This window comes from Tardiphaga sp. vice154 (assembly GCF_007018645.1).
GTDB lineage: Bacteria > Pseudomonadota > Alphaproteobacteria > Rhizobiales > Xanthobacteraceae > Tardiphaga.
On the sequence record NZ_CP041399.1, the window covers coordinates 1,068,324 to 1,093,650 of the forward strand.

At 60.6% G+C, this 25,327-nt stretch carries 25 protein-coding genes and 2 pseudogenes; 18 read left to right on the forward strand and 9 right to left on the reverse strand.

All coding sequences use genetic code 11. The features are described from left to right. Window positions 1-47 precede the first annotated feature (47 nt). The 4 genes and pseudogenes from FIU28_RS04990 to FIU28_RS05005 form a co-directional block, all read right to left on the reverse strand. Window positions 48-608: a Spy/CpxP family protein refolding chaperone gene (locus tag FIU28_RS04990; protein ID WP_246660870.1), complete on the reverse strand. Its 561-nt coding sequence runs from the start codon at window positions 606-608 to the stop codon at window positions 48-50. Window positions 609-990: 382 nt separating this feature from the next. Beyond that, a complete protein-coding gene (gene ppk2, locus FIU28_RS04995; RefSeq protein WP_143571935.1) occupies window positions 991-1,782 on the reverse strand; it encodes a polyphosphate kinase 2 in 792 nt (263 codons plus the stop codon). A 25-nt stretch (window positions 1,783-1,807) separates the two neighbouring features. Further along, on the reverse strand, window positions 1,808-2,533 hold the full coding sequence (locus tag FIU28_RS05000; protein WP_143571936.1) for a Bax inhibitor-1/YccA family protein: 726 nt from the start codon (window positions 2,531-2,533) through the stop codon (window positions 1,808-1,810). A gap of 203 nt (window positions 2,534-2,736) precedes the next feature. After that, window positions 2,737-3,498 (reverse strand): annotated as a pseudogene (locus FIU28_RS05005) (IS5 family transposase). Between the two features lie 247 nt (window positions 3,499-3,745). On the opposite strand from FIU28_RS05005, the gene FIU28_RS26635 reads away from it, so the two are divergent. The 3 genes and pseudogenes from FIU28_RS26635 to FIU28_RS05020 all read left to right on the forward strand — a co-directional run. Beyond that, window positions 3,746-3,991: a hypothetical protein gene (locus FIU28_RS26635; RefSeq protein WP_210245476.1), complete on the forward strand. Its 246-nt coding sequence runs from the start codon at window positions 3,746-3,748 to the stop codon at window positions 3,989-3,991. Between the two features lie 64 nt (window positions 3,992-4,055). After that, a complete protein-coding gene (locus FIU28_RS05015; protein ID WP_246660871.1) occupies window positions 4,056-4,331 on the forward strand; it encodes a hypothetical protein in 276 nt (91 codons plus the stop codon). Between the two features lie 472 nt (window positions 4,332-4,803). Continuing rightward, a pseudogene (locus FIU28_RS05020) lies at window positions 4,804-5,565 on the forward strand (CHAD domain-containing protein); the annotation flags it as partial. Between the two features lie 553 nt (window positions 5,566-6,118). Here the strand turns inward: FIU28_RS05020 and FIU28_RS05030 are convergent. Beyond that, window positions 6,119-6,805, reverse strand: coding sequence for a DUF6629 family protein (locus FIU28_RS05030; protein WP_143571938.1), 687 nt, complete (start codon window positions 6,803-6,805; stop codon window positions 6,119-6,121). Between the two features lie 35 nt (window positions 6,806-6,840). Between FIU28_RS05030 and FIU28_RS05035 the strand changes: the two genes are divergently transcribed. Together FIU28_RS05035 and FIU28_RS05040 are read left to right on the forward strand one after the other, a co-directional pair. Beyond that, window positions 6,841-9,270 carry a heavy metal translocating P-type ATPase gene (locus FIU28_RS05035; RefSeq protein WP_143571939.1) on the forward strand — a complete coding sequence of 810 codons (2,430 nt, stop codon included), beginning with the start codon at window positions 6,841-6,843 and terminating at the stop codon, window positions 9,268-9,270. Between the two features lie 2 nt (window positions 9,271-9,272). Beyond that, window positions 9,273-10,541 carry an MFS transporter gene (locus FIU28_RS05040; RefSeq protein WP_246660970.1) on the forward strand — a complete coding sequence of 423 codons (1,269 nt, stop codon included), beginning with the start codon at window positions 9,273-9,275 and terminating at the stop codon, window positions 10,539-10,541. 255 nt (window positions 10,542-10,796) lie between these two features. Here FIU28_RS05040 and FIU28_RS05045 read toward each other — a convergent pair whose 3' ends face one another. Genes FIU28_RS05045 through FIU28_RS05055 form a run of 3 tightly spaced genes read right to left on the reverse strand, consistent with a single transcriptional unit; the run spans window position 10,797 to window position 14,426 of the window. After that, window positions 10,797-11,255: a DUF6691 family protein gene (locus tag FIU28_RS05045; RefSeq protein ID WP_143571940.1), complete on the reverse strand. Its 459-nt coding sequence runs from the start codon at window positions 11,253-11,255 to the stop codon at window positions 10,797-10,799. A gap of 3 nt (window positions 11,256-11,258) precedes the next feature. After that, entirely contained in the window at window positions 11,259-11,684 is a 426-nt protein-coding gene (locus FIU28_RS05050; protein ID WP_143571941.1) for a YeeE/YedE family protein, read from the reverse strand. 54 nt (window positions 11,685-11,738) lie between these two features. Further along, entirely contained in the window at window positions 11,739-14,426 is a 2,688-nt protein-coding gene (locus tag FIU28_RS05055; RefSeq protein ID WP_143571942.1) for a heavy metal translocating P-type ATPase, read from the reverse strand. A 53-nt stretch (window positions 14,427-14,479) separates the two neighbouring features. Between FIU28_RS05055 and FIU28_RS05060 the strand changes: the two genes are divergently transcribed. Then, window positions 14,480-14,755, forward strand: coding sequence for a metal-sensitive transcriptional regulator (locus FIU28_RS05060; protein WP_143571943.1), 276 nt, complete (start codon window positions 14,480-14,482; stop codon window positions 14,753-14,755). A 182-nt stretch (window positions 14,756-14,937) separates the two neighbouring features. Here FIU28_RS05060 and FIU28_RS26285 read toward each other — a convergent pair whose 3' ends face one another. Then, complete coding sequence (locus FIU28_RS26285) at window positions 14,938-15,108, reverse strand: hypothetical protein (RefSeq protein ID WP_168202864.1); 171 nt, start codon at window positions 15,106-15,108, stop codon at window positions 14,938-14,940. A gap of 295 nt (window positions 15,109-15,403) precedes the next feature. Between FIU28_RS26285 and FIU28_RS26800 the strand changes: the two genes are divergently transcribed. From FIU28_RS26800 to FIU28_RS05125, 12 genes are all read left to right on the forward strand, one after another. Next, complete coding sequence (locus tag FIU28_RS26800) at window positions 15,404-15,697, forward strand: hypothetical protein (RefSeq protein WP_143571945.1); 294 nt, start codon at window positions 15,404-15,406, stop codon at window positions 15,695-15,697. Window positions 15,698-15,705: 8 nt separating this feature from the next. Then, complete coding sequence (locus FIU28_RS05075) at window positions 15,706-17,172, forward strand: TolC family protein (protein ID WP_143571946.1); 1,467 nt, start codon at window positions 15,706-15,708, stop codon at window positions 17,170-17,172. Window positions 17,173-17,186: 14 nt separating this feature from the next. After that, window positions 17,187-18,578, forward strand: a complete 1,392-nt coding sequence (locus FIU28_RS05080; protein WP_143571947.1) for a multicopper oxidase family protein — start codon at window positions 17,187-17,189, stop codon at window positions 18,576-18,578. 11 nt (window positions 18,579-18,589) lie between these two features. Next, entirely contained in the window at window positions 18,590-19,105 is a 516-nt protein-coding gene (locus tag FIU28_RS05085) for a cupredoxin domain-containing protein (RefSeq protein WP_246660873.1), read from the forward strand. 23 nt (window positions 19,106-19,128) lie between these two features. After that, entirely contained in the window at window positions 19,129-19,431 is a 303-nt protein-coding gene (locus tag FIU28_RS05090) for a copper-binding protein (protein ID WP_143571948.1), read from the forward strand. Between the two features lie 77 nt (window positions 19,432-19,508). Beyond that, complete coding sequence (locus FIU28_RS05095) at window positions 19,509-20,495, forward strand: FkbM family methyltransferase (RefSeq protein WP_143571949.1); 987 nt, start codon at window positions 19,509-19,511, stop codon at window positions 20,493-20,495. A 293-nt stretch (window positions 20,496-20,788) separates the two neighbouring features. Further along, window positions 20,789-21,127 (forward strand): DUF305 domain-containing protein, encoded by a 339-nt coding sequence (locus tag FIU28_RS05100; RefSeq protein WP_143571950.1) that lies wholly within the window; start codon window positions 20,789-20,791, stop codon window positions 21,125-21,127. Window positions 21,128-21,164: 37 nt separating this feature from the next. After that, window positions 21,165-23,033: a DUF4396 domain-containing protein gene (locus tag FIU28_RS05105; protein WP_143571951.1), complete on the forward strand. Its 1,869-nt coding sequence runs from the start codon at window positions 21,165-21,167 to the stop codon at window positions 23,031-23,033. Between the two features lie 37 nt (window positions 23,034-23,070). Then, on the forward strand, window positions 23,071-23,439 hold the full coding sequence (gene copC / locus FIU28_RS05110; RefSeq protein WP_143571952.1) for a copper homeostasis periplasmic binding protein CopC: 369 nt from the start codon (window positions 23,071-23,073) through the stop codon (window positions 23,437-23,439). Next, window positions 23,439-24,374 carry a copper homeostasis membrane protein CopD gene (gene copD / locus FIU28_RS05115; protein WP_143576042.1) on the forward strand — a complete coding sequence of 312 codons (936 nt, stop codon included), beginning with the start codon at window positions 23,439-23,441 and terminating at the stop codon, window positions 24,372-24,374. Before copC ends, copD begins: the two co-directional genes overlap by 1 nt. 49 nt (window positions 24,375-24,423) lie before the next feature. Beyond that, window positions 24,424-24,753, forward strand: a complete 330-nt coding sequence (locus FIU28_RS05120; RefSeq protein WP_168202865.1) for a four-helix bundle copper-binding protein — start codon at window positions 24,424-24,426, stop codon at window positions 24,751-24,753. A 68-nt stretch (window positions 24,754-24,821) separates the two neighbouring features. Continuing rightward, window positions 24,822-25,313, forward strand: a complete 492-nt coding sequence (locus FIU28_RS05125; RefSeq protein ID WP_143576044.1) for a DUF305 domain-containing protein — start codon at window positions 24,822-24,824, stop codon at window positions 25,311-25,313. Window positions 25,314-25,327: the final 14 nt, after the last annotated feature.

Below are 25,327 nucleotides of genomic sequence, written 5' to 3' on the forward strand. Positions count from 1 at the left end.
TAGGTAGCGAAGACGATACTTGCAATAAATTGCGACGTTCGACCGCTTCAGTTCCGTGGTGATTGCATTCGTCCCGGTCCCATCTGATCCGGTTGCATCGCCCCTTGTCCCTTTTTGCTAGGCTGTGTTGAGGCAGCCATCACCGCCATCATTCCCACGCCCATATGCGGGGCGAGAAGTTCGTTGGCCGTCCCCTTTTGACTATCCGATAAAACCTCATTCAGCTTGGCGAGGGCGGATTTCATCATCCGGGTTCCCTCAAGGCGCGCCAGAAGCCATTTCTCTTGTAGGTCCAGACGGTCTGTGATCGTCGACGTCTGGAGTTGCGCGTCGCCCGTCGCCCCCATCATCGAAGCGCGGATTTCGCCGAGCTTGTTCGCATTGGCGCGTAAAGCGTCCGCGAAGGCATTCCACGCGCTTGCTTGGGCCTCGGTGATCTTGAGTTCCGTTCGCAGAAAGGCGATGCGGCCTTCTACGTGGTCCATAGTGGCCATGCCGCCCATGCCAGGACCCGTCATTCCCATCGATCGCATCATCCCCATCGTGTTCATCATAGACATGCCACTCATCATGGTCTTCATGCTTTCCATCATGCTCATCATCGGCATGGTAGCGCCGCCTTGCATCGAGCGCATGCCCGGCTGGTTCGCGGGCGGTGTCGGGCTTTCAGGGACAGGGGGTGATTGCGCGCTACCCGAGGGGTGGTGGGAATCATGTTCGGCCGGGGCTTGCGCCGATGCCGGAGCAGTAAGTGCTGCGACCGCGAGTGCAGCTGCATAATCAGTCGCTTCATAGCCGGCCTCCTATTGCTGACGAGGGAAGTACAATATTTTGGCCTTTCGGCTCGTCGAATGTGGCCCAAAGCGAATGTCGGGCACTTGAGGCGGGTCAAATTCTCCATTTTAGAAAGAAAGGTGCCTGCGCGTGCCTGCGGGCTTTGCGTGACGATTATTTCGTCCTGCTGGCGATTACGGGCCTTCGAGCGTCGCTTCAGGTTGCAAGCAATCCGGCGCGGTCATGCGCCTTGTCGAACGGAAAGACGAATCCGAGATCGGGCGCCGCAAGATGCTTGTCGGTTTGCGGGCAGGCCAGGCGCGCAAGCAGGTCCCTGATGACGTTCAGGTGCGCGGACTGCTTGTCGTCGGCCCGCACTACGATCCAAGGGGATAATGGGCTCGACGTATGCGCAAGCATCTGATCCCTTGCCTCAGTATAGGCGTTCCAGTGCTTCACGGCGACGTCGTCTATGGGACTGGTTTTCCACAGTTTCAGCGGGTCGTGCCGTCGATCCTTAAGCCGTCGTTTCTGCTCTTTCTTGCCGATATCGAGGTAGTATTTCAGGATCTGAATCCCGGAGCCGATCAGCATGTGCTCGAAAGGAAGGACGTCTTCGATGAACTGCTCATACTGTTTGTCGGTGCAGAACCCCATCACTCGTTCGACGCCTGCCCGATTGTACCAGCTTCGATTGAATAGAACTAATTCCTGCGCAGCGGGCAAATGAGGCACGTAGCGTTGAAAGTACCATGAGGCGCCGTCCCGGTCGGTTGGCTTGCCAAGAGCCACGACATTGGTTTCCCGTGGGCTGAGGTGTTCGACGATCCTCTTGATCGTCCCGTCCTTTCCACTTGCGTCACGCCCTTCGAAAATAACCAGCACCTTGTGATCGTGCTTGATGATGTGCTTTTGAATCTTGACCAGTTCGATCTGGAGCTCGCGTAGCTCTGCCTTGTTTCGTCCGTGGCCATTGTTCTTGTGACGAGCCTTTATCCTATTCGGCATTCGGTTCACGATACTTCAAGAGGGTTCACTGACGTCGATTGCCGGTGAGTTGCAGCAGGAAGATAAACAAATTGAGGAAGTCGAGATAAAGGGTTAGTGCGCCCATGATGGCCTTCTTCCCGGCCAAGACGGAGCCATCGCTCTCCAGGTAGACATTCTTGATTCGCTGGGTGTCGTAGGCGGTCAGCCCGACGAACACGAATACTCCGATCAGTGATATTGCGAACTGCAGAGCCGATGACGCCAGAAAAATGTTCACCACGCTGGCGATGATGATACCGAAAAGCCCCATCAATAGGAACGAGCCAACACGGGAAAGATCTGTTCGCGTCGTGTAGCCATAAAGGCTCATCGCGAGAAAGGTTGCCGCAGTGATGAAGAAAGTGCGAGCGATACTGACGCCGGTATAGAGCAGGACGAGCCCCGCGAGAGACAAGCCGACGAGAGCGGCATAAGACCAAAAGGAAGCCTGTGCGGTGCCGAGGCCCATCTTCTCGATGCGGAAGCTCAGAAAGAATACCAGAACCAGCGGCGCCAGCGCGATGCCCCAAAAAAGTACCGGGGTCTGCACCAGCGACGTGTACAGGCCGGGTTCGGCCGCGCCATAGGCGACAAGTCCGGTAAGGACTAGGCCTGATCCCATGTAGTTGTAGACGCTCAGCAGAAACTGCCGCAGACCGGCGTCTATCTCCGCTTGCAAAGGCTTTGCTCTCGAAAGCTCGGCCACATGGGTCGCGTGATCATCGGTCATGGGTGGCTCTCCTGCGTTCGAAGGCTTGGGGCCGGTATGCTGAAATAAATCAATCCCGCGGGACCCGCCCGTCAGGAAACATACCTTGACGCAAAGCGCTCGGTATTAATCTATGTCAATGTTTGATGAAGCGTTCCGCCTATAGTAATATAAGTAGTCCTCCGAGCATCAGACATCCCTAAACTAACCTGCCTTACGCCAACTTAGGGCGTGGCCTCATTAGCGCGTAGCCAAATCCGGATTGATGCGAGTTTAGCGAACGCCAGATAATTGGCTGCAAGTTTGTCGTATCGGGTCGCGATACGGCGACATTGCTTGATCTTGTTGAAAAACCGTTCGATCAGGTTCCGTGCGCGATATAGATACGGGCTGAAGCAGATCGGGTCTTTGCGATTTCGTTTCGGTGGGATGTTTGCCCATGCTCCTTGCTGGCGGGCAAGCTCCCTAATCCAGTCGGCGTCGTAACCGCGATCCGCGAGCAGCATCGTTTCGGGAAGCAACGAGCCGAGGAGAACCGTACAAAGCCGATTGTCGTGTGCCTCACCGGGCGTCAGTGCGAGATGGACGGGCAGGCCATTGGTGTCCACGACCGCGTGAATCTTGCTGGTCAGGCCCCCTCGCGACCGACCCATATCCTGGTGATTGTTGTCAGAAACGCAGGCTCCATGTTGGTGCACGCGCACGATGGAGGTATCGATCATCTGCACCGACGCGTCATGACCGGCGGCAAGTGCATCCATAATTTTGGTCCCACACCCCCGCCCGACGCCACCGAACGAAGCGATTGTAACAGGTGGTGCGCGGACCATAGATCGCCGGCAGGTCGCGCCATGGCGCACCCGAGCGCAGGACCCAAAAGATGCCATTGAGCACGCAACGGTCATTTACCCGCCGAACGCCCGGGGCTTGTTGGGCAGCATCGGCTTGATCGCGGTCCATTCATAATCGCTGAGTTCGTAGCGCATGATTCGAGGCTCCGGTTTCGGAGCTTGAATCGCATCGGTCGCTGAGCTGCTAATACTATGAATTTGCTTCCGCTTTCGGCGGCATGGCGGACATGGCCGAACTCGCTGCTGGCTTCGCACGGGCGCGAATGACTCCAAGCGGACCTTCCCAGTTCCAATTGTATTCGTCCCAGTCAACGGAACAAATCGCCCCTTCGGAACCTTGGTAGTCACGACATTCCGATTTGATGTCTTAAGGAGATTTGTCATGTATTTAATCCTCGGCGCTTCGGCGCGTTTGCTCGCGGTATCTGCGCTCACGACTTTGAGCTTTGCGACCGTTGCGAAGGCACAGATGTCTGGTCAGGGGCCGGGTGGGGGCGGCATGATGGGTGGCGGCTGGGGATGGGGGATGGGCTACGGAATGGGCGGATTCGGAGGGGTCGGCGTGCTCGTGGTCGCCTTGGTGGTACTTGTTATCGGTGTCATGGCGTTCCGTCGTCGCAGTCCATAAGTCACACTAGAACAACACACCGTTCGATTGGAAAACACGCCGATTCTTTCTGATGGGGTCCACAATGAAATACGCGATCATTCTCGCAGCCGTCATGGCTACCAGTGCTTTCGCAGTCAGCCCGGCATCCTCAAAGATGATGATGTGCTCCGGGGAACACCTCACTAAAATGACGACGATGATCGGTGGTATGCCTGACGGCCCGCATAAGTCGGAGATGTACAAGCATTTAGCGATGGTGAACATAGCGATGGCCAAAGACGGCATGCGCGGATGTGCCATGTTGATGAAGAAGATGACGGGACGTAAAGGAGCGATGCGATCCGTGCCTCAACGCTAATCACGCTCTGGGCTGGCCTATGGAGCTCTGAGTAGTTTCCGACGCTACCACCGGTCGTTTCTGCTGGCTACGAATTCGTATGTTAGCGGAAGGGATAGCTCTGGGAAGGTCCAACAGCTTGTTGCCAGGCCACGGGCTCATTGCAACCGCGCTAGAAGTCCCAGGTGATAAAGGTAGAAGACTGATGAGACGCGGTTTACCGGCCGATTTGTTAAAGCCGGCCCCAAGCTTCGGCCGCGTACAGACCAGGCGCGCACCCACCTAATCCGGACGTAGCCGTACGTTGCCGGGCGGCGATGGGACGACCTCATTCAAAGCCGAGCGGATCGAATTAAACTCCAATATGCAAGTTGCGCAAGCCTGCATCGAGCAGTTACGTCTCAATAGGTCCGCTCTGATAGCGCGCCTGTCAGCGGAGCCGCTGCATTAGGCGCGGGTAGCCCTAAGGCGACTGCGGTAAGCACTATCGCTATTCGAAACAATTCTGGCGGACCAAGAATGCGGACGGCTTAAACGCGGTTTGCGCGATATCTCGCACAAACTTGGAGAGGCTCGCGATCTGGACGTCTATATTGCCCGCAGCGCACTTTCGAAAACCGTTAAAAACGTTGACCTTCATCCGCGCGCAATGGAGCGCGCTGGTCGGGCCCGTTCTGAACGGGATCGCGCCCACGGGCGCGTCATGAGCACGCTCCATTCGAAGCGCTTTCGCCTGCTCATGGACAATCTTTCCGTCTGGATCGAGCGCGGCCCCCGGTGCAGTATGAAAGAGCATAAGGGTCGATCTGCATGCGATCAGCCGATCCTGGATTTCGTCGCCCGCGTCCTTGAGCTTCGTTGGAGAAGGTTGAAACACCGTAGTCGTCATTTCGACCGGCTCTCGCCAGGCGAGCACCACCGAATTCGGATCAAAGCCAAGAAAATGCGATATGCGTCTGAGTTCCTTTCAAGTCTCATGGCCGATCCAAAGCACCGCAGTCGGCATAAGATGTTCATAGCGGCGCTCGAATCTCTGCAAACCTGCCTCGGCAACCAAAACGATGTTCAGGCAGAGCATGAGATCGAGGCCAAGTTGGCACGCTCCGGTGATGCGGCAGCGGCTAGGAAATGCAATCCTGTGCGCGTTGCGGCAGGTCCTCGCGGCGCAAAGAAGGAGCGTATGGCAGCGCTGCTCGGCTTAGCTTCCGAGGCGCATCGCCGACTCCTGAATGCGAGACCATTTTGGAAAAGCTAGACTGTCGCGGAAGCGTCGTCTTTGGCAGCCGCATTCCGCACGTGACCTATATCAATATGTTAATCCAGGATTGCGTCAACGTGAGGTGAGTATCTGGAGCCCATGCCGCTTGTTTCCGACCATGCCAAGCCGGTCAGCTAAATAGCCGGATCCCCCTAGCCAAAGCCAACAGGAGAAAAAGATGACCAATAAGAACGAGACTTCACAGCCCACATCGGCACACGGTTGCTGCGGCAGTCAGACTTCCAACGAAAAGGCCGGGCTCGCGGTTGCCAAGCCGGAAGCGGCTCCGTCCCCAGCGGCGAAGCGCTCAGCGACGACGGGAGGCGACGGATCTTGCTGCCATGGTGAAAGTTCTTCCGAGACTGATCACAAGACCAAGCACACGCATCGATCATAACCATCGTGGCAGTTGCAAAGCAGCCATCCATGACAACGAGCATGCTCAACTCAACGTCGACGACCGGCATCCGGTCGCTGACCCACGGCTTCGTCCGGAGCGCTCATTCCGGAACCCGTCCATCATAGAACTTCGTTTGCAGTAGGCAATTGCCTATTTGAATAATTCCGGGCATTCGCGACAACACTTGTTCCACACGATGATGTAGATCAGGTGCAATGTTCCGAGGCCGGCGAGAAAACAAAAGAACGATATGTAGGCAAAGCTCAGAAACACGTAGTCCACAATCGTAACAGCGATCAGCGTCACTCCGAACAAACGTATGTGCAGGTAGGTGGAGATCATGGTCGGGGTAATAAGTAGCACAACATAGATCAGATAAGTCAGCCAGCGCGGGATCAGATAGTCGAGAAACATGGTGTCTTCGTAAGCCAGTGACTGCCGGTTTATTCGAACGTCGACCCAATCCGGATGGAAAAGATGCGGGACGAAGAGCACCAGGCCGAACACAATTCCGGCCAACGCGAAGCCGAGCAACGGAAATTTGCGGGGACTGGCTGGAGGCTCCAGGAAATAGATGCTGAACGGTACCCAGACCGGCCAAACAAGCCAGGAGAAAAAGATAAAGCCCATGGCCGCCCACCAGATCATGGACGGGTCGGAGTTGTTTACTCCCATCCAGACATGGCCTTCCATAATCTGCTGAAGACCGGCCAGAGTTGGCATCTGGGAGACGGGCAAGTAGCGCTTGTTTGTCGTGAATGATTTCCAACCCGCAAAAAGTCCGCCGACGACCAGGATGCCGCCGGCAGCAAAACTTACAGGTTCGCAGAAGCACATAGTTCACCTTCTATCTCCGACGGAAGCGAGCATCAATGACCAAGATTACGCTAGAAGTCGGCGACCTGTTGTCGGTCCTCGGCGCACACGGGATCGAACGGCAGTTGCAGCGCGTTGCGGGCGTCGGACGCGTATGGGTCAACCCGGTTTCTGGATCTACGACCGTTATGTTCGATCCCGGGAAAACCGGACCAACTGCGATCCAAGCTGCGATTGAAACTTGCGGCTTTCATTGTGCGGGCGTGGCTCTGCCCCGGCATATTTGCGATAAGCCCGCATCGTCGGTTCCTGGTCCAGAAGTTCTTATTAGCCAGCTTGTGCCTTCGAATAAGGCCCATGCTGGGATCGGACATCCCGCCATGGGCCATCCCGAGGCGATAGAAAAAAGCAAAGGGCATGGCGGGGGAAAGACCGACGCCATGGCGCATGAAATGGGCCACGGCGCCGGAATGGACATGGAGGTCATGGTCCGCGACATGCGCAACCGCTTCTGGATCGCGCTGGCCTTCAGCCTGCCGATCTTTCTTTTCTCTCCGATGGGCATGGACTTCATTAAGATCCCGCCGCCGTTCGGCCTGCGGCTAGACCTTGTCCTGTTCATTCTGGCGAGTGCCGCCATCCTCTACCCAGTCTGGCCCTTCGTCGTGGCGGCGTACCGCGCGCTCCGCAGCGGTGTCGCTAATATGGCAGTGCTGGTCGTGCTCAGTGTGGGCACTGGCTATCTGTTCAGCGTTGGCTCCACGTTCTTTTACGGTGGGCAGCAGTTCTACGAAGCCTCCGCAATTCTTCTCGTCTTCATCCTACTCGGACACTGGCTTGAAATGCGCGCCAGGGCCGGGGCATCCGAAGCCATCCGTGCGCTCATGGATCTGGCGCCTCCCAAGGCCACGGTGCTGCGTGACGACAAGGAACTCGAATTGCCGACCGCGGAGATCATATCCGGGGATACCGTCGTGATCAGGCCCGGCAATAAGATCCCTGTTGACGGAACGGTTCTGGAAGGGACGTCCTTAGTCGACGAATCCATGCTTACAGGCGAATCGATGCCCGTGAACAAGAAGGTTGGCGATACGGTCATCGGCGCGACCATCAACAAAAGCGGCGCGTTTCGGTATCGCGCGACCAAGGTCGGCGCTGACACGGCGCTCGCGCAAATCGTCAAGCTGGTCCAGGAAGCGCAGAATTCCAAGGCGCCGTCTCAACTCCTTGCCGATCGCGCGTCGCAGTGGCTGGTCTTGGCTGCGGTCGCCGTAGGCCTGCTCACGTTCGTCGTCTGGTATTGGTGGATAGGACAGACGCTCCTGTTCGCACTCAGCCTCACGATCACAGTCTTCGTGATCGCTTGCCCGGATGCTCTTGGGCTGGCGACCCCGATGGCGATCATGGTTGGAACCGGACTCGGCGCCATGAATGGCATCCTATTCAAGAACGCTTCAGCGCTGGAGGACGCAACCAAGCTGAATGTCGTGATCTTTGACAAGACGGGTACGCTGACGATGGGGCACCCCGAAGTCGTGGACCTGGCGATAGCTGCCGGTGCCTCCGAGGATCAGTTGCTATCCGTGGCCGCCGCCGTGGAAGCTGGATCGGACCACCCCTTGGCCCAAGCAATCCTGCGCCGTGCCGTCAACGTAAAGGCTCCGAAGGCTACCGGCTTCAAAAATCTCGAGGGGAAAGGCGCCCAAGCCGATATCGATGGCAAAACGGCTTTGCTCGGCAATAAGCTGCTGATGACCGAGAACAAGATCGAGCTCGGCGAACTCAGCGCAAAATCCGAGGATTTGCAGGGCGCCGGGCGGACGGTCGTTCATCTCGCAGTGAGCGGCAAGCTCGTTGGTTTGATCGCTATCGCCGACGCGGTGCGGCCTACCGCGGTGGAAGCGGTCAAGGCCCTGCGCGCGCGGGGCGTCGAGGTTGCCATGCTGACCGGAGACAATCAGGGCACGGCAGATCGCATAGCGAAGAGTCTCGGCATAGAAAAAGTGTTTGCCAACGTGTTGCCCGGAGACAAGGCGGGGAAGGTGAAGGAACTGCAGGCACAAGGCAAGAAAGTTGGAATGGTCGGCGACGGCGTGAACGACGCTCCGGCCTTGACGCAGGCCGATGTCGGCTTCGCGATCGGTGCCGGCACCGACGTTGCGATGGAAAGTGCAGACATCGTGCTCATGAAAAGCGATCCGTTCGACGTGGTAGGTGCCATCGAACTGTCCCACGCGACACTCAGAAAAATGCATCAGAACCTGTGGTGGGCAGTCGGCTATAATGTTATTGCCTTTCCGCTGGCGGCCGGTGTCCTCTATCCGTTTTTGCTTGGGCCGAGCATCGCCGCTCTTGCCATGTCCGGCAGTTCTGCGTTGGTCGCGATCAACGCCCTGATGTTGAAGAGGACCAAGCTGACAGGTATCCGCCGTCAGCGCCCGTCTGGTTCGCCTGGGGAGCTCAGTGCCGCCGCGGCGATGTCTTGATCATGCGTGCCGTGTCGGGCGTGCCGACGAGCACCATGGCCGCATTGATGCTGTCCGTGTTCACCGTGTCGATCGGTTACGGCGTCACGTTGCCACTTCTTCCTTATCTAATCGAGCGGCTCCTCGGTGCAGGGACCGATGCGACCCATGTCTCGCGCGCGACTGGTTTGCTTACCGGGCTCTACACGCTCTCACTGTTTCTTTTTGCCCCGGCGTGGGGACATTTGTCCGACAGGTATGGACGTCGTGTCGTCCTCTTGATCGGACTATTGGGATTCAGCATGACGATGGGGATATTTGCGTTCATCGAAAATCTGGCAGCGGTGTATGCCGAACGCTTTTTGAGCGGAATGTTTGCTGCCGCGGTCACGCCGGTAGCGCTGGCTGCGATCGGAGATCTAGCGAGTACGGAAGAGATCAGAGCGCGGCGCCTAACCTTCATCAGTTTGGCGGGAATAATTGGCTTTCTGCTTGGACCCATGCTGAGCGTAGCAAGTGCCAGAGGCGCCGCCAGCTTGTTTCCCGTCGGGGGCGCAATCGGGATACTGGCCATCCCGTTGGCGGGGACGGCGGTCTTGGCGCTCTTGGCGGCGGCCGCAGCGGCTGTAACCGTTCCCGCTCAGGAAAATACTGAGGACACGATCGGACGCGAGGGCGAAAGAGCGAGGGGCCGTACATGGCTCGTTGCGAGGCTTCTTATGCTGGCTTTCCTCGTCTCAGTGGGAGTGGGCGTGTTCGAGGTCGGATTGGCGCTTCGCGGAAAGCAGGAACTCGGACTGACGCAATATCAAATCGCCATGATGTTCACAGAGTGCAGTTTGGTGATGTTCGTCGTGCAAGCGATCGTGTTCGCGCCGTGGATCGAGCCCACCACGACGCGTTGGTTTATTGCACCCGCTCTTGCCATTTTGGCTGTTGGACTATTCCTTGTCCCACGTGCTTCCGACTTCACTCTGATGCTTGCGGTTGTGGCCGCGGTCGCGTCGAGCGCCGGCATTCTCTCTCCGATTCTGACATATTGGATATCTAGCAACGGCGGCAAGGCAAGGGGTGCACAGCTTGGCATGCAAACGGCTGCAGCGAGCCTCGGTGCTGCAGCCGGTTCGGCCGCCGGGGGCCTTCTATTTAATGTTGCGTCTCTGCCCGGTGCCTCGTTTTTGCTTGCGGCCGTGTTGACCCTTTTAGGTCTGCTTCTGAGTTTCGGCCTTCCAAAAGCGCTGCGAAATCACCGCGAAGCAGCCAACGACGGGCAGCGCCGCCCCACTCACTGAGTTGGCGGAAAACCTTTGATGGTTTCTCAGCTTAACGACCTGCCATCGAGCGAAGCATCGGCGGGCAGCGTAGCGAGGCGAAAGCCTTAGCGCTGAGTGTATCGGGTGCCGCCCCGACTTGAAAAAGTCATCAGTTATTCAGGATTTGGGGCGCCATCAGATACTCGGCCGCCGCGATAGTCAGCACAGCAACGATACTGCATGTCCCGCGAGGGGACCATGCGCATATTCCGCGTTGATGAGGTGATACCAAAATTATCCGTCTGCAGCGGTCCGAAGGGTCGCTTCATTTATCATCTTTGACGAGGTCGCTTGCCAGAGACGGTGCACGACCATCCCCGCAGCCATAGCGAGGGCGAACACGATGACGGCCGGCGACAGGGTTGCCAGGTTTTCCAAAGCTGGGCCGGGGCATAACCCAACGAGGCCCCAGCCAATTCCGAACAATGCCGCCCCGACCACCAACGGGCGATCGATACTCATCTTCGTCGGCCAGAAGTTTTGAGCGGCAAAGAGCGGTTGCGCCCGGCGCCGTACCAACAAGAAGCCTGGAGCCGAAACGGCCAATGCGGCGCCCATGACCACGGCGAGGCTGGGGTCCCAGTCCCCGAAGATATCGAGGAAGCCGAGAACCTTGGTTGTCTGGACCATTCCGGAAATCAGCAGGCCGGCGCCGAACACCAACCCGCAAACCAAGGAAGCGATCATCAGCATGACTCAAATCCCGAACACGTGGCGGGTGATCGCGACGGTTGCGATTGCAGCCACCATGAAGATGGCGGTTGATGCGACGGAGCGAACGGATAGCCGCGCCACTCCGCAGATGCCGTGGCCGGAGGTGCAACCGCCCCCGAGTCTTGTTCCGAAGCCGACCAGAAGGCCAGCCGCGATGATGATGGCCCAACTCGCCGGCATTTGTGGCGACGGCATTTCATGGCCTATCAGGCCGGCAATCAAAGGCGCCAGAATGAGCCCTACGATAAATGCTACGCGCCAGCCTTTTTCTTCGCCGCTGAAATCAAGCAGCCCGCCGAATATTCCGCTGATGCCGGCAATCCGGCCGATCGACAGCATCAACATCACAGCGGATAGCCCGATCAGCCCGCCGCCGATTGCGGCTGATATCGGTGTGAAATTGGCCATGACGGTCCTTCATCTTTTTCTGTCGCGGGGATCTCTGCGGCTTCGTTGGGCTTGTTACAATGGCGTAAAGCGCAGTCGCAGGGCGTTGCCAACCACGCTGACGGAGGATAGCGCCATGGCGGCGGCGGCGATGATGGGCGACAGCAGGATGCCAAAGGTTGGATAGAGAACGCCTGCGGCGATCGGGATGCCGGCGGCGTTGTAGAGGAATGCGAAGAAGAGATTCTGACGGATGTTACTCATGGTGGCCTGCGAAAGCCGGCGAGCGCGAACGATGCCGCCCAGGTCCCCTCCGAGAAGAGTAATGCCGGCACTCTCCATGGCGACGTCCGTTCCCGTGCCCATGGCGATGCCTACCTCAGCGGCGGCCAGCGCAGGGGCGTCGTTGACGCCGTCGCCCGCCATGGCGACGATACGCCCTGCCTTTTGCAGCTTGGAGACAACGGCGCTCTTTTGATCCGGAAGGACCTCTGCCTCGACGTCGTTGATACCGAGTTGTCTTGCGATCGCATTCGCCGTGGTCCGATTGTCGCCAGTCAGCATGATGACTTTGATGCCTTCGGCTGCCAGAGCCTTCAGCGCATCCGCCGTCGACGCCTTGACGGGATCGGCGATGGCAAACAGCCCTGCCAACTCGCCGTCGACTGCGATGTTGATGACGGTAGCGCCATTGCCGCGCATGCGTTCGCCTTGCTCGTTCAGCGGTTGGGTTTCGATGCCGAGCGAGGTCAGGAAGTTCGAGTTGCCGAGCAGAACAGTCTTACCGTCGACCTTGCCGGTCGCGCCTTTGCCGGTTGGCGAATCGAACCCTTGGACCTTTCCCAGTTCCAAATTGCGCTCTTTCGCGCTTCGCACGATCGCATCGGCGAGCGGATGCTCGCTGGCGCGTTCTACGCTGGCCGCCAGCCGCAGGATATCGGCCTCTGCAAATCCGGGAGCGGCAACGATTGCGATAACCTTCGGCTTGCCCTCAGTCAGCGTTCCCGTCTTGTCGACCACCAGTGTGTCGATCTTTTCCATACGCTCCAGCGCCTCGGCGTTCTTGATCAGCACGCCAGCCTGCGCTCCACGCCCGACGCCGACCATGATCGACATCGGAGTGGCGAGGCCCAGCGCGCAAGGACAGGCGATGATCAGCACGCTTACGGCTGCCACCAGGCCGAACGCCATCCGGGGATCCGGCCCAAACCACGCCCAGGCGCCAAAAGCGATCAGCGCCGCGATGATCACGACGGGCACGAACCAGCCGGAAACCTGATCGGCCAAACGCTGGATCGGCGCGCGCGAGCGCTGGGCATCCGCCACCATCTTGACGATCTGCGAAAGCAGGGTGTCGCGTCCGACTTTGTCGGCGCGCATCACGAAGCCGCCAGACTGGTTGAGCGTGCCCGCGATCACCTTAGCGCCTGCCTCCTTGGTGACGGGCATGGATTCGCCAGTCACAAGGGATTCGTCGAGTGATGAGCGGCCTTCAAGAATGAAGCCATCCACCGGGACTTTTTCTCCGGGCCGGACCCGCAATTTGTCGCCTACGGCGAGACTGTCGATCTGGACCTCATGGTCTGCGCCGTCATCTCCGATGCGGCGAGCCGTCTTAGGCGCAAGTTCGAGCAGGGCTTTGATGGCACCGGACGTCGCCTCGCGGGCCCGAAGTTCGAGAACCTGGCCGAGCAGCACCAGGACGGTGATGACCGCCGCCGCCTCGAAATAGACCGCGACCGCGCCGCCGTGCATGCGGAAAGCGGGTGGGAAGACGCCGGGCGCGACGGTGGCGACCAGACTGTAGGCATAGGCGACGCCCGTCCCCATCGCGACCAGCGTGAACATGTTGAGATTTCGTGTGACGAGCGACTGCCAACCGCGCACAAAGAATGGCCACCCAGCCCACAGCACGACCGGCGTGGCGAACGCGAGTTGGATCCAGTTCGACAGCGTCGGATCGACCCAACCGTGGCCTGCCATGAGATGGCCGCCCATCTCCAGGACCACGGCGGGCAAGGCCAGCGCGAGGCCGATCCAGAATCGCCGCGTCATGTCAGCCAGTTCGGGATTCGGCTTGTCGTCGAGGCTGACCAGTTCAGGCTCAAGCGCCATTCCGCATATCGGGCAGCTTCCGGGGCCCACCTGGCGGATCTGCGGATGCATCGGGCAGGTGTAGATCGTCCCTTCCGCGATGGGGGGATGCTTCGCATCGATCTGGGATTTGTTCAGGTACCGCTCCGGATCGGCGGCAAACTTGGTACGGCAGCCCACGGAGCAGAAGTGATATGTCTCGCCGTCATGTTGGAGCTTGTGTTCGCTGGTCTCCGGATCGACGGCCATGCCGCAGACGGGATCGACCGTCTTTCCGATGCCAACGGTCTTTTGGTGATCGTGCGCTTGGTGTGTTGAGTCAGAGCCGCAACACCCGCCTCCGGCCGTCTTGGCCTTAGATAAGAAGCTCTCCGGAGCAGCCGCGAACTTCGTTCGGCAGCCAGCGGAACAGAAGTGATAAGTTTCGCCGCTGTGCTCGAACCGGTGTTCGCTCGACGTGGGATCGACGGTCATGCCGCAGACGGGGTCTATCGTCTTGCGCCCGGCTTCAGGGACTTGGTCGTGGCCATGATCCTCATGGCCGTGGGATTTGCCATTGGCGGAACCTCCGCAGCAAGACGCTGCCGAAACCGACTCTTCAGGCGTCGCCGGAGCCTTCGATGAACACCCACAACCCCCGTGCGAATTTGCTTTCTGCGTCCCGGTCATCTAAATCTCCCTCACGACTTGAAACCCATACCTTGTAGGGGTATATGGGCCTCATGCAGGATGACATCAAGGTTTCCGTGAAAAAACGCCTCGGCCGGATCGAGGGACAGGTCCGTGGGCTGTCGAAGATGGTCGAAGAGGATCGCTATTGCATCGACGTCGTGACGCAGATCTCGGCTGTCCGAGCCGCGTTGCGACGCGTTGAAGAAGAGGTACTTAAAGACCATGTCTCGCATTGCGTGGAACATGCCATCGCGAGCGGCGACAAGGCCGATCAGCGCCAGAAGATCGCCGAACTGATGGCTGTGGTCGGACGAGCGGAACGATGACGCTGGGTTCGAGTTCCAGCTTTGCGGAATTATTATCGACGGCTATGGTGCGAGTATGGACTCGCCGAGAAATCGAAAGCAACCGATTCTAAATGCTCGTTAGGCTCACCAGGACCAAACGGACGAAGGCAGGGTGGTTCGTCGCCCTGGTCTATCTTCTGTGCGTGCTGGCGCCGACGATCTCATACGCCCTGCCCGGCGAGCATTCCGTCGCTCCATGCCTGACCCACGATGGCCATATGTCCGGCATGATGCGAGTGCACAGCGATGCGCCGGCACGGCACGTTCATTCCGACGGCCACGTTCACGAACACGCCGCAGCCCATCATGTAGTCGATGTAGATGGCGACCACATTCCGACGAAAATAGGGTCGAACGGCAAGCAGGTCCCCGAAAACGCTCCCCACTCGCCCGACGGACAGTGCTGCGGGCTCATGTGCGTCTCCGCGCTTCCGGCGACGCTGATCGATATCGCGACACCTTCGGTCCCGACGGCCATTTGCCAGTTCGAGGGGTACCGCAAGGTTACCGATAACGCTCCCCATAGGCTTTATCGTCCCCCCATTTCCTGACCTGACCTAGTCGACGGGGTGCTGCGCCTGAGAGGGCGTGGACGCCTATGGTCCATCGTCATTTCAGGGAAGCACAATGTCTGCGCAGTTTGGGGCGAGACTCGCCGCCGTTCATTCGGTGGTTGAGAATCTATATTCCATCAGGTTTAGGACAATCGCTGGTTTGGCCGCTGCGGCCCTCGCTCTGGGGGGCTGCCTGCCGACGACAGTGCCCTTGGCCGGAGCCGATCCGGCAGATCCATCGGCGAGAGTCGCGGGCGTCGGCTATCGTTCGACCGTCGCTCCCTACACCGGCCTTCGTCCTGTCGCGCCGTCGTCGTGGAGGGAGCAGAACGACCGTGCCGCTCCCGCGCCGAAATCAGGCCAGTAGGAGCGGACATGTCCGACACGCATCATATCCGCCGCCGTTCGCCCGCCCGTCGCGGCTCCAGGCCCGCAGCGGCCGCAGTCCTGCTTTCGTCGCTCTTCCTCTCCGGATGCGCTACCTTCTCACCTGATGCCGGCATGGGCGTCGTCGCAGGCGTCGCCGGCGAGACGATCAAGAAGGACGTCATCTCGATCAAGACGCAGGACGACGCGCTGCGCGCCGACGGTGCGGTCAAGAGCCTGCTTCGGCGCTCGCTGACGGTGGACAGCGCGGTGCAGGTCGCGCTGCTCAGCAACCGCGGGCTCCAGGCCGCATACAACGAATTGGCGCTCGCCGAGACCGACCTCGTCGCGGACACTCTGCCGCCCAACCCGACGTTCTCCATATCCCGCATCTCCGGAAGCGGAGCGGTCGAGATCGAGCGCCAGATCGTGGGAGACATCCTCGCTCTCGCAACGCTGCCGTTTCGTTCGGAGATCGCCCGCCAGCGCTTCCAGAAGGCGCAACTGCGCGCTGCCGAAGAGACTCTGCGGCTCGCCGCCGACGTCCGTCGCGCCTACTACCGGGCGGTGGCCGCCAACGAACTGGTTGGCCTTCTGACCGACGCCAAGTCGACGGCCGAATCCACCGCCCAGCTTGCGGGGAAACTCGGCGAGACCGGGTCGCTCAACAAGCTCGACCAGGCCCGCGAACAGGTGTTCTATGCGGAAACGACGGCCGATCTGGCGACCATCCGACAGGAGGCGACGAGCTCGCGCGAGCGGCTCATACGGCTGCTCGGGCTGTGGGACGGCGATGTCGCCATCAAGCTGCCGCAGCGCCTGCCGGTCTTGCCGCGGCGGCCGCTTTCGCTGCCCGGCATCGAAGTCGATGCCGTCACGCATCGCATCGATCTCCAGATCGCCCGGATCGAATTGGGCGCCCTCGCGAAGTCACTCGACCTCACCCAGGCCAGCCGTTTCGTGACGATGATCGACGTGGCCGGCATCGACCGCAAGACCCGCGACCCGGAGGGGCCGCCGTTCCGCGAGCGGGGTTTCGACGTCCAGTTCCAGATCCCGATCTACGACGGCGGCGAGGTGCGCGTCCGCCAGGCCGCCGAGACTTACAACCAGTCGTTCAACCTTCTGACCGAGAAGGCGGTCAACGTCCGCTCCGAAGCGCGCAACGCTTTCCGGGTCTACCGGTCGACCTACGACATCGCCGGACACTACCAGCGCGAGGTGCTGCCGCTGCGCAAGATCATCTCGGACGAGATGCAGTTGCGCTTCGGCAGCATGCAGGTCGACGTGTTCGCGCTGCTGACAGAGGCAAGACAGCGCATAGCGGCGTTGCGCGCGGCCATCGAGGCCAAGCGCGACTTTTGGCTCGCGCAATCCGAACTTCAGACCGCGGTCAACGGCGGCGGTCGCGGCGAATCCCAACCCGAAAACAGATCGTCGACGACCGCGCAAGCGTCCGGCGGCGGAGGGCATTGACGATGGAGAATCCCATGTTGTCCCGCAGAAACTTCCTCGGCACAGCCACGGCGCTCGCAGGCGCGGCCGCGATCACTGGTCGCGCGCAGGCGGCGAGCATTCCCGAAGCCCCGACGATGGAGAAGGTCACGATGCAGCCGCCGCTGCATCCGACCAGCGGGCCCGATTACAATCCCGTGGTCACGCTGAATGGTTGGACCTTGCCGTGGCGGATGAACGGCGACTGGAAGGAATTCCATCTCGTCGCCGAGCCGGTCGAACGCGAATTCGCCGAGGGCATGAAGGCGCATCTGTGGGGCTACAACGGTCAGTCGCCGGGTCCCACCATCGAGACCGTGGAAGGCGACAAGGTCCGGATTTTCGTCACCAACAAGCTGCCCGAGCACACGACGGTCCATTGGCACGGGGTCATCCTGCCGGCCGGGATGGACGGCGTGGGCGGCCTGAGCCAGCCGCACATCCCGCCGGGCAAGACGTTCGTCTACGAATTCGAGATGAAGCACAGCGGCACGTTCATGTACCACCCGCATTCGGACGAGATGGTTCAGATGGCGATGGGAATGATGGGGATGATCGTCGTGCATCCGCGCGACAAATCGTTCCGGCCCGTCGACCGCGACTTCGTCTTCATCATGAGCAGCTATGACATCGATCCCGGCACCTATCTGCCGAAGGTCACCGAGATGACCAACTTCAACATGTGGGCCTGGAATAGCCGTGTGTTTCCCGGCATTGATCCGTTGGCTGTGCGCTTGGGCGACCGCGTCCGGGTCCGCATGGGCAACCTGACGATGACCAACCATCCGATCCATCTCCATGGACACAATTTTGCCGTCAGTTGTACGGACGGCGGCTGGGTGCCCGAGAGCGCGCAGTGGCCTGAAGTCACGTCCGACATTCCCGTGGGCGCGATCCGCGCGTTCGACTTCACCGCCGACAATCCCGGCGACTGGGCGTTCCACTGTCACAAGTCGCATCACACCATGAATTCCATGGGCCACGACGTCCGCAATCTGATCGGGGTCAACAAGAAGGATCTGGCGAAGGTCCTGGGCAAGCTCGCTCCCGACGCGATGGTGATGGGAACGACCGGCGGTGCCATGGGCGAGATGGAGATGCCGATGCCCGACAACACGTTGCCGATGATGACGGGCTCCGGGCAGTTCGGCCCGATCGAGATGGGCGGCATGTTCACCGTGATGAAGATCCGCGAGGGACTCGCCCGCGACGACTACAAGGATCCCGGCCCTTACGACTTTCCGAAAGGCACGGTCGCATACGAAGTCGAGGCGCCGCAAAGCACCGCGCCGCGCCAGGTCAACGACAAGACGAAAGCGAAGCCCGCGGCCCCGCAGGAGATGAAGGGCATAAACATGAAGGGGATGAAAGGAATGAAGGGGATGTAGAGGCCTCGACCATGCCGATCAAACCGAAACAGGTGAAACCGATGAAATTAGTTCTAACGACAGGAGCCGTCGCGCTGGCCGTCCTGCTGCATGCCGTGCCGGTCCTCGCCGAGGGCGGGCACGGCGGTCATGCGCACGACGACGCCTTCTCGACCGGAGAGCCCGGCGACGCGAAGAAGCCGGGCAGGATCGTGCAGGTCACCATGACGGAGGCGAACGGCAAGATGCTGTTCACTCCCGGCAAGGTGGAGATCCGGAAGGATGAGCAGATCAGGTTCACGCTGCGCAATAGCGGTGCGCTCGATCACGAATTCGTCCTCGCTACCACCGCGGAGAACCTGAAGCACGCTGAGTCTATGAAAAAGAATCCCGACATGGAGCACGACGATCCCAACGCCAAGAAACTGGCTTCCGGAAAGAGCGGCGATCTCGTCTGGAAGTTCACCAAGGCAGAGGAGTTTGAATACTCCTGCCTGATACCCGGTCACCGCGAAGCGGGCATGATCGGCACCGTCGTCGTCAAGTAGTCCAACCCCCGAAAGGAAAGAAAATGACCAACAACAAACTCGCAGCATCCATCCTCGCGGTCTCGCTGCTCGCTTCGACCGCCGTCTTCGCGCAGGACGCGATGGTCAAAGGCGAAGTGAAGAAGGTCGACGAGACCGCAAAGAAGATTACGCTCAAGCACGGAGCGATCAAGAACCTCGGCATGGACGAGGACGGCATGACGATGGTCTTCAGGGTCCAGGACCCGGCCATGCTCAAGCAGGTCAAGGCTGGCGACAAGGTGCAGTTCACGGCCGAGCGCGGCAGCGACGGCATCGCCATCACCAAGATCCAGAAGAGCAAGTAGCCCGACTGATGCCCTCCGCCTCCGGCCGACGGCCGGCGGCAGGGGGCCGGTCGTCATAGCCGCGCAAGGGAGACCGCATGGAAGCAGCTCTAGGCCAGGAAGCAACCGCCCCGATGGGATCGTCGCTCGCGTACGATCGCGGCAACGGAAGGCTGAGCGGTGCCCGCTTGGCCCAGAAGCTCGCCGTGCTTGCCCTGCAGGCGGGATCCGCCGTCACGCAGCCTTTCGGTCACCGCGGATACCGGCTGGGCTGCAGGATCGTCGCGTCCGCGTTCGCCGCCCGCGACATCGTCGTCCGGCTGAATTCCGACGCTTTGTTCTCCGTACCTTTCGCGGACGGATATTGGAGTAGGCTTCTCAACCGTCGGTACGACTACGAAGAAGAGATCGAGGCGTTCCTAAAAGGCGCGTCCGACATCGACTACGTCTTCGTCGATTGCGGAGCCAACTTCGGCTACTGGTCCGTGATCGCATCCAGCGCACCTTTCGGATCTCATCATGCGCTGGCCATCGAGGCATCCTCCGCGAACGCGGCCCGTCTCGAACTGAACGCGCGGCTCAACGGAGATCGCTTCCGCTGCATTCACGCGGCGGTCGGCGGCACTTCCGGCGGTTACGTCCGCATCACGGGCGCCCGTCACGAGGCGTTCGGAACGGCGAGCATCGGCGCCCGTGAGGAAGGAGCGGTCCGGACAGTCTCACTCGACGCCCTTATGACCGAAGGCGCGATCGACATAACCCGCGCCGTCGTCGTGAAACTCGACGTGGAGGGCGTGGAGATCGAAGCCCTGCAGGGGGCTGAGAACCTTCTGGCGGGCGACGCGGTGTTCATCTGCGAGGAGCACGGAGCCGATCGCGAGCATCGGGTGTCCCGGCATCTGATGGGCGCAACCTCGCTTCGCCTGTACGTCTTCGATGTCGCGACATCCCGGTTCGTTCGCGTGCAGGATCTTTCCGTACTCGATCGCATCAAGCGGCACGCGTGGGTGGGCTACAACGTCTTCGCCACCGCGAGCGCGCTCTGGGCAGAGAGACTCGAACGCATCGGCGGAGGGCCGTCATGAACGGGCCTAGGCGAATCCTTGCCGTGCCGCGCGTCCGCAAGGAGCTACGCGCCGCGACACGCGCGGTGCGTCCGCCTCGTTCCGTCGTCGAACCCGCACCCGATCATTGGAGATATTGAGAGCCGGCCGGCCTTCGCTTCCGTCGATCCGCAAGCACGCGCGACACGCCGCGCGCGACGGATTCCTGCGTTCCGACGAAGCGGATTCAGCGGCGGAGTTTATCGATCGCGGCGCGGAACAACCATTTTCCGCTGCCGTTTCGGCAGGCGTCGTTTCAACAATGGAGAAATGTCATGACGAGAACCGAACGAACTACACTTCGTAATTGTGCCTCCGCCGCAGCCCTTCTATTCGCTCTGGCCGTGCCCGGCTTCGCGCGGGCCGAGGGAGCCGACAAGGAATACAAGGCGTCCATGGAGAAGATGGACGCGGCGATGATGAAGGGCATGGACCCCGACCCGACGAAGGCCTGGGCGAAGATGATGGTCGCGCACCATCAGGGCGCGATCGACATGTCGAAGACCGTTCTGAAGGAGACCAAGGACCCGATGATCCGTCAGATGGCCGAGAAGGGCATCAAGGATCAGGGCGACGAGCAGAAGATGCTCGAAGACTGGATCAGCAAGCACTGATCCGGAGCCGACCGAAGCCCCAACCCGCGAGGACGCCATGATCGCACTACCCTACGACTACTATCTGATCGCATGGTTTGTCCTCGCGGCCGGGTCGACGGCGTACGTCGCCTACGACCAGTTCAGCGGCAACCCAGAGCCGACCGTGATGAAATGGGGGTTCATCCTGGTCACGCTCTACATGGGCCCGTTCGGGCTGTTGCTCTACGTCCTCGCGGACAAGGAGCCGAGGCCGGGCGAGCACGAAGAATTCACGTCGCCGCTGTGGAAGCAGGGCGTCGGAAGCACCATCCACTGCGTCGCCGGCGACGCGACCGGCATCATTCTCGCGGCCGTCGTCACGGCATCGCTCGGGCTGCCGATGTGGATCGACCTGATCGTCGAGTATGTTGCCGGCTTCTTGTTCGGGCTGTTCATCTTCCAGTCGCTCTTCATGAAGAAGATGATGGGCGGGACCTACTGGGAGAACGTCCGTAAGAGCTTCATGCCCGAGTTCATCAGCATGAACGCGATGATGGCCGGCATGGCGCCGGCCATGAGCCTCCTGATGATGGGTCGCGACATGCGCGCGATGGATCCGCTCGAGCTCATCTTCTGGGGCGTGATGTCCCTCGGCGTGATGGTCGGCTTCACCACCGCATATCCCTTCAACGTCTGGATGGTGAAGAAGAAGATCAAGCACGGCCTGATGACGGTACGCGCCGGCGACGCGTCGAAAGCCCACGCGGACGATGCAGCGAAGCCTGCAATGGCGGGAATGGACCACGGTCAGATGAAGAAGGGCGGCGGACACGCGATGGGCGGCGATGCCACGCGTCCTCAGCTGGCCGCGCTCGCCGGCGTCACGGGATTTCTGCTGGTCTCCGGGATGGTCGTTCCGGGGTTTTCGGTGAATCTGGGACTGAGCGTCCGCGATGTCGACGGCGCCATCATGCCGCCCGGCATGATCAACACGTTCGATCTGCCCGGCGAGGCCATGAAGGACATGGCCGCGGTGAAGCCCAGACAGGTGACGTACACGGCTCCGCCGGACGCCAAGGGCGACCAGGTGCTGCAGCCCCGCATCGAGAACGGCATCAAGGTCTTCGACATCGAGGCTTCGATCATCCGCTGGAACATCCTGCCGAACGTCGCGGTCGAGGCCTACGCGTACAACCGCCAGGTGCCCGGACCGCGGCTCCAGCTTACCGAGGGCGAGCACGTCCGGATCAACTTCCACAACGCTCTGCCGGAAAGCACGACGGTGCATTGGCACGGTCTCATCGTGCCGAACGAAATGGACGGGCCGGCGAAGGTCACGCAGGATCCTGTCCCGCCGGGCGGTTCCTACACCTACGAATTCGACGTCGCCCAGAGCGGCACCTATTTTTACCACAGTCACGACCATCCGGACCGTCAGCAGGCGCTCGGTCTCTACGGGGCTCTGCTGATCTCGCCGAAGGATCCGTCGACGGAGTCCAAGGCCGACATCGACTACACGATCCAGCTTCAGGAATGGCTGAAACGGGAATGGCGGACGTATCCCGCCATGCTGATGGAAGGCGCGCTGCCGAACTACTTCACGATCAACGGCAAGGCGTATCCCTCCACCGACATCGTCCCGATGAAGGTCGGCCAGACCATCAAGATCCGCTTCATCGGCACAAACAACAACTTCGTGCATCCGATGCACGTCCACGGCGGCCCGTTTCAGGTCGTGGCCGTGGACGGAGTGACGCTGAACGACAGCGCCAAATACCAGGCGGACACCGTCAACGTCGGGCCGGGGCAGCGCTACGACGTCGTCTGGACCGCGCGAAAACCCGGCAAGTGGCTGGTCCACTGCCATATCCCCCACCACACGGCCAACAACAACGTCGAAGAGAAGGGCGGCGGAGGCCTCATGCTCGTTCTGGACGTCCACTGAAACCACACAGATATCCGCATCACCAAAAGGAAGACCGATGTTCAAGAAGACCTCTATCGTCGCCGTCACGCTGATCGCAGCATTCCTCACGACCGGCGTGGCCTACGCCCATCCGGAGCTCCAGTCCGCCGAGCCCGCAGCCGGGAAGGCGTCGCCTGCGCCGAAGCAGATCCGCGTCCTGTTCAACGAAAGCATTCTCCCGCAGTTCTCCGGCATCGAACTGAAGGATCAGTCCGGAAAGGCGATCTCGGTCGGCAAGGCGACCACCGATCCGACCAACAAGAAGCTGATGATCGTGCCCCTCAAGGATGAACTGGCGCCCGGCGACTACAAGGTCGAATGGCATGCGGTGTCCGACGACACCCACAAGGTGAAGGGCAGCTACTCCTTCGGCGTAGCGCGTTGATGATCGATCTCGGGCTCGTCGTTGCACGCTTTCTGCACTACGTGGCATCGACCACGCTGGCAGGGGCGGCGTTCTTTCCGCTCTACGCCTACGCAGGCGCCGAGCCCGAGACGCTCGTCCGCTGGAGGAGCAAGGTTCTGCGCTGGTCGGCATTCCTCGCTCTGATCAGCGGCCTCGCCTGGTTCGCCTTCTCCGTCGCCAACATGAGCGGCGCGCTGGCGGATCTCGCCGATCCCGAGATCGTCGGTTCGGTCCTCCGAGACACCGGCTTCGGCGTCGTCTGGACGGTGCGCATGATCGTCGCCGCGGCGCTCGTCGCGGTCACGATCCTGCAGTCGTCGTCGCGCGCCACGGTGGGACTGGATCTGGTGACATCCTTCCTCGCCGCCGGACTGCTCGCTTCACTCGCCGGTGCCGGGCACTCCCAGATCGAGGAAGGATGGCAGGGCCTGGTGCACGTGGCCGCCGACGCGGGCCACCTCCTTGCCGCCGGCGCGTGGCTCGGAGGGCTGGCGCCGCTCGGCTTCATCCTGCTCGGTTATGCCGGGACGAGGACGGGTCCCGGCGCCGTCGACGTCGACGGCGTCCTGATGCGCTTCTCGGGCATGGGTTACGCGGCCGTGGCGACACTCGTCGGAACCGGTCTGGTCAATAGCTGGCTCCTCGTCGGGTCGGTGTCCAGCCTGCTGCACAGCACCTATGGGCAGATTCTGATGGCGAAGCTTGCGTTCTTCGCGGGGATGCTGGCGCTCGCCGCGGCCAACCGGTTCTGGCTGGTGCCGGCCCTGGAAGCCTCCGGAAGGGGAGACACGGACGGGTCCGCCGTCTGGCGGAGCAAATTGCGGACTCACGTGCTGAGCGAACAAGGCCTGGGCCTGCTCGTCCTCTTGAGCGTGAGCATCCTCGGAACGATCAGGCCGGCGATCGGACAATGACCGGCGAGAGCGGCTGCCATCCCGGCGGTCGGCAAGAAGGAGGACCGCCATGAAGATGGACGCACACATGCAGGAATGCATCGACCGATGCCTGCGCTGCTACCAGACCTGTTTCGGCATGGCGATGAACCATTGCCTGGAGAGCGGCGGAAAGCACGTCGAACCGGCTCATTTCAGGCTCATGACGGCCTGCTCAGAGATCTGCCGGACCTCCGCCCATTTTATGCTGATGAATTCTCCGCATCACAAACACGTCTGCCGCGAATGCGCCGAGATCTGCACCGAATGCGCCGCAGACTGCGAACGCATCGGCGGCATGGAAGACTGCGTGAAGGCCTGCAGGGCCTGCGCCGAGAGTTGCCGCGCAATGGCGGCTTAGAGGAAGCGAAACGAGCAGTTCCGCTGGATCCTGTATCAACAGCAATCAAGGAAGCAATGATGATGAAAATGAGCTATGCGCGCTTCGGCGCAATGATCGCCGCCTCTACGGTCGTGATGTTCGGCCTGATGTACCTCAACACATATGCGATCGACCATGTGTTCTTCAGCCAGACGCGGATGTGGATGGCCTTCGTGATGGGAGCGGTGATGGCGGCGCTCATGCTCGCCTTCATGATGAAGATGTATCCGGACAAGCGATCCAATGCCGGGATTTTCGTCGGCAGCGCCCTCATCTTCGTGGTCGCGTTGTGGCTCGTTCGCAGCCAGCAGACGGTCGACGACGTCTCCTACATGAAGGCGATGATTCCGCACCATTCGATCGCCATCATGACCAGCGAGCGCGCCCACATCCGCGACCCGCGCGTGCGCAAGCTCGCGGACGGAATCATCGAAGCGCAGGTGAAGGAGATCGCTGAAATGAAGCAGCTTATCGCGGACCTCGGCCGGAGCGCGCCACCCGCCGGGGCGCCGGACCTCCCGGCTAGGCTGCCGCAGTGAGAAACACGCAAATG

Excerpts from the sequence above, each read along its gene's own strand:
- FIU28_RS05015 (WP_246660871.1), top strand. The coding sequence starts at position 4,056 with ATGAAATACGCGATCATTCTCGCAGCCGTCATGGCTACCAGTGCTTTC.
- FIU28_RS05075 (WP_143571946.1), top strand. The coding sequence starts at position 15,706 with ATGTCCGACACGCATCATATCCGCCGCCGTTCGCCCGCCCGTCGCGGC.
- FIU28_RS26800 (WP_143571945.1), top strand. The coding sequence starts at position 15,404 with ATGTCTGCGCAGTTTGGGGCGAGACTCGCCGCCGTTCATTCGGTGGTT.
- FIU28_RS05000 (WP_143571936.1), bottom strand. The coding sequence starts at position 2,533 with ATGACCGATGATCACGCGACCCATGTGGCCGAGCTTTCGAGAGCAAAG.
- FIU28_RS05050 (WP_143571941.1), bottom strand. The coding sequence starts at position 11,684 with ATGGCCAATTTCACACCGATATCAGCCGCAATCGGCGGCGGGCTGATC.
- FIU28_RS05090 (WP_143571948.1), top strand. The coding sequence starts at position 19,129 with ATGACCAACAACAAACTCGCAGCATCCATCCTCGCGGTCTCGCTGCTC.
- FIU28_RS05035 (WP_143571939.1), top strand. The coding sequence starts at position 6,841 with ATGACCAAGATTACGCTAGAAGTCGGCGACCTGTTGTCGGTCCTCGGC.
- FIU28_RS05030 (WP_143571938.1), bottom strand. The coding sequence starts at position 6,805 with ATGTGCTTCTGCGAACCTGTAAGTTTTGCTGCCGGCGGCATCCTGGTC.
- FIU28_RS05095 (WP_143571949.1), top strand. The coding sequence starts at position 19,509 with ATGGAAGCAGCTCTAGGCCAGGAAGCAACCGCCCCGATGGGATCGTCG.
- copC (WP_143571952.1), top strand. The coding sequence starts at position 23,071 with ATGTTCAAGAAGACCTCTATCGTCGCCGTCACGCTGATCGCAGCATTC.
- FIU28_RS05060 (WP_143571943.1), top strand. The coding sequence starts at position 14,480 with ATGCAGGATGACATCAAGGTTTCCGTGAAAAAACGCCTCGGCCGGATC.
- FIU28_RS05105 (WP_143571951.1), top strand. The coding sequence starts at position 21,165 with ATGATCGCACTACCCTACGACTACTATCTGATCGCATGGTTTGTCCTC.
- FIU28_RS05120 (WP_168202865.1), top strand. The coding sequence starts at position 24,424 with ATGAAGATGGACGCACACATGCAGGAATGCATCGACCGATGCCTGCGC.
- copD (WP_143576042.1), top strand. The coding sequence starts at position 23,439 with ATGATCGATCTCGGGCTCGTCGTTGCACGCTTTCTGCACTACGTGGCA.
- FIU28_RS04990 (WP_246660870.1), bottom strand. The coding sequence starts at position 608 with ATGCCGATGATGAGCATGATGGAAAGCATGAAGACCATGATGAGTGGC.
- FIU28_RS05085 (WP_246660873.1), top strand. The coding sequence starts at position 18,590 with ATGCCGATCAAACCGAAACAGGTGAAACCGATGAAATTAGTTCTAACG.
- ppk2 (WP_143571935.1), bottom strand. The coding sequence starts at position 1,782 with ATGCCGAATAGGATAAAGGCTCGTCACAAGAACAATGGCCACGGACGA.
- FIU28_RS05045 (WP_143571940.1), bottom strand. The coding sequence starts at position 11,255 with ATGCTGATGATCGCTTCCTTGGTTTGCGGGTTGGTGTTCGGCGCCGGC.
- FIU28_RS26635 (WP_210245476.1), top strand. The coding sequence starts at position 3,746 with ATGTATTTAATCCTCGGCGCTTCGGCGCGTTTGCTCGCGGTATCTGCG.
- FIU28_RS05080 (WP_143571947.1), top strand. The coding sequence starts at position 17,187 with ATGTTGTCCCGCAGAAACTTCCTCGGCACAGCCACGGCGCTCGCAGGC.
- FIU28_RS05125 (WP_143576044.1), top strand. The coding sequence starts at position 24,822 with ATGAGCTATGCGCGCTTCGGCGCAATGATCGCCGCCTCTACGGTCGTG.
- FIU28_RS05055 (WP_143571942.1), bottom strand. The coding sequence starts at position 14,426 with ATGACCGGGACGCAGAAAGCAAATTCGCACGGGGGTTGTGGGTGTTCA.
- FIU28_RS05040 (WP_246660970.1), top strand. The coding sequence starts at position 9,273 with ATGCGTGCCGTGTCGGGCGTGCCGACGAGCACCATGGCCGCATTGATG.
- FIU28_RS05100 (WP_143571950.1), top strand. The coding sequence starts at position 20,789 with ATGACGAGAACCGAACGAACTACACTTCGTAATTGTGCCTCCGCCGCA.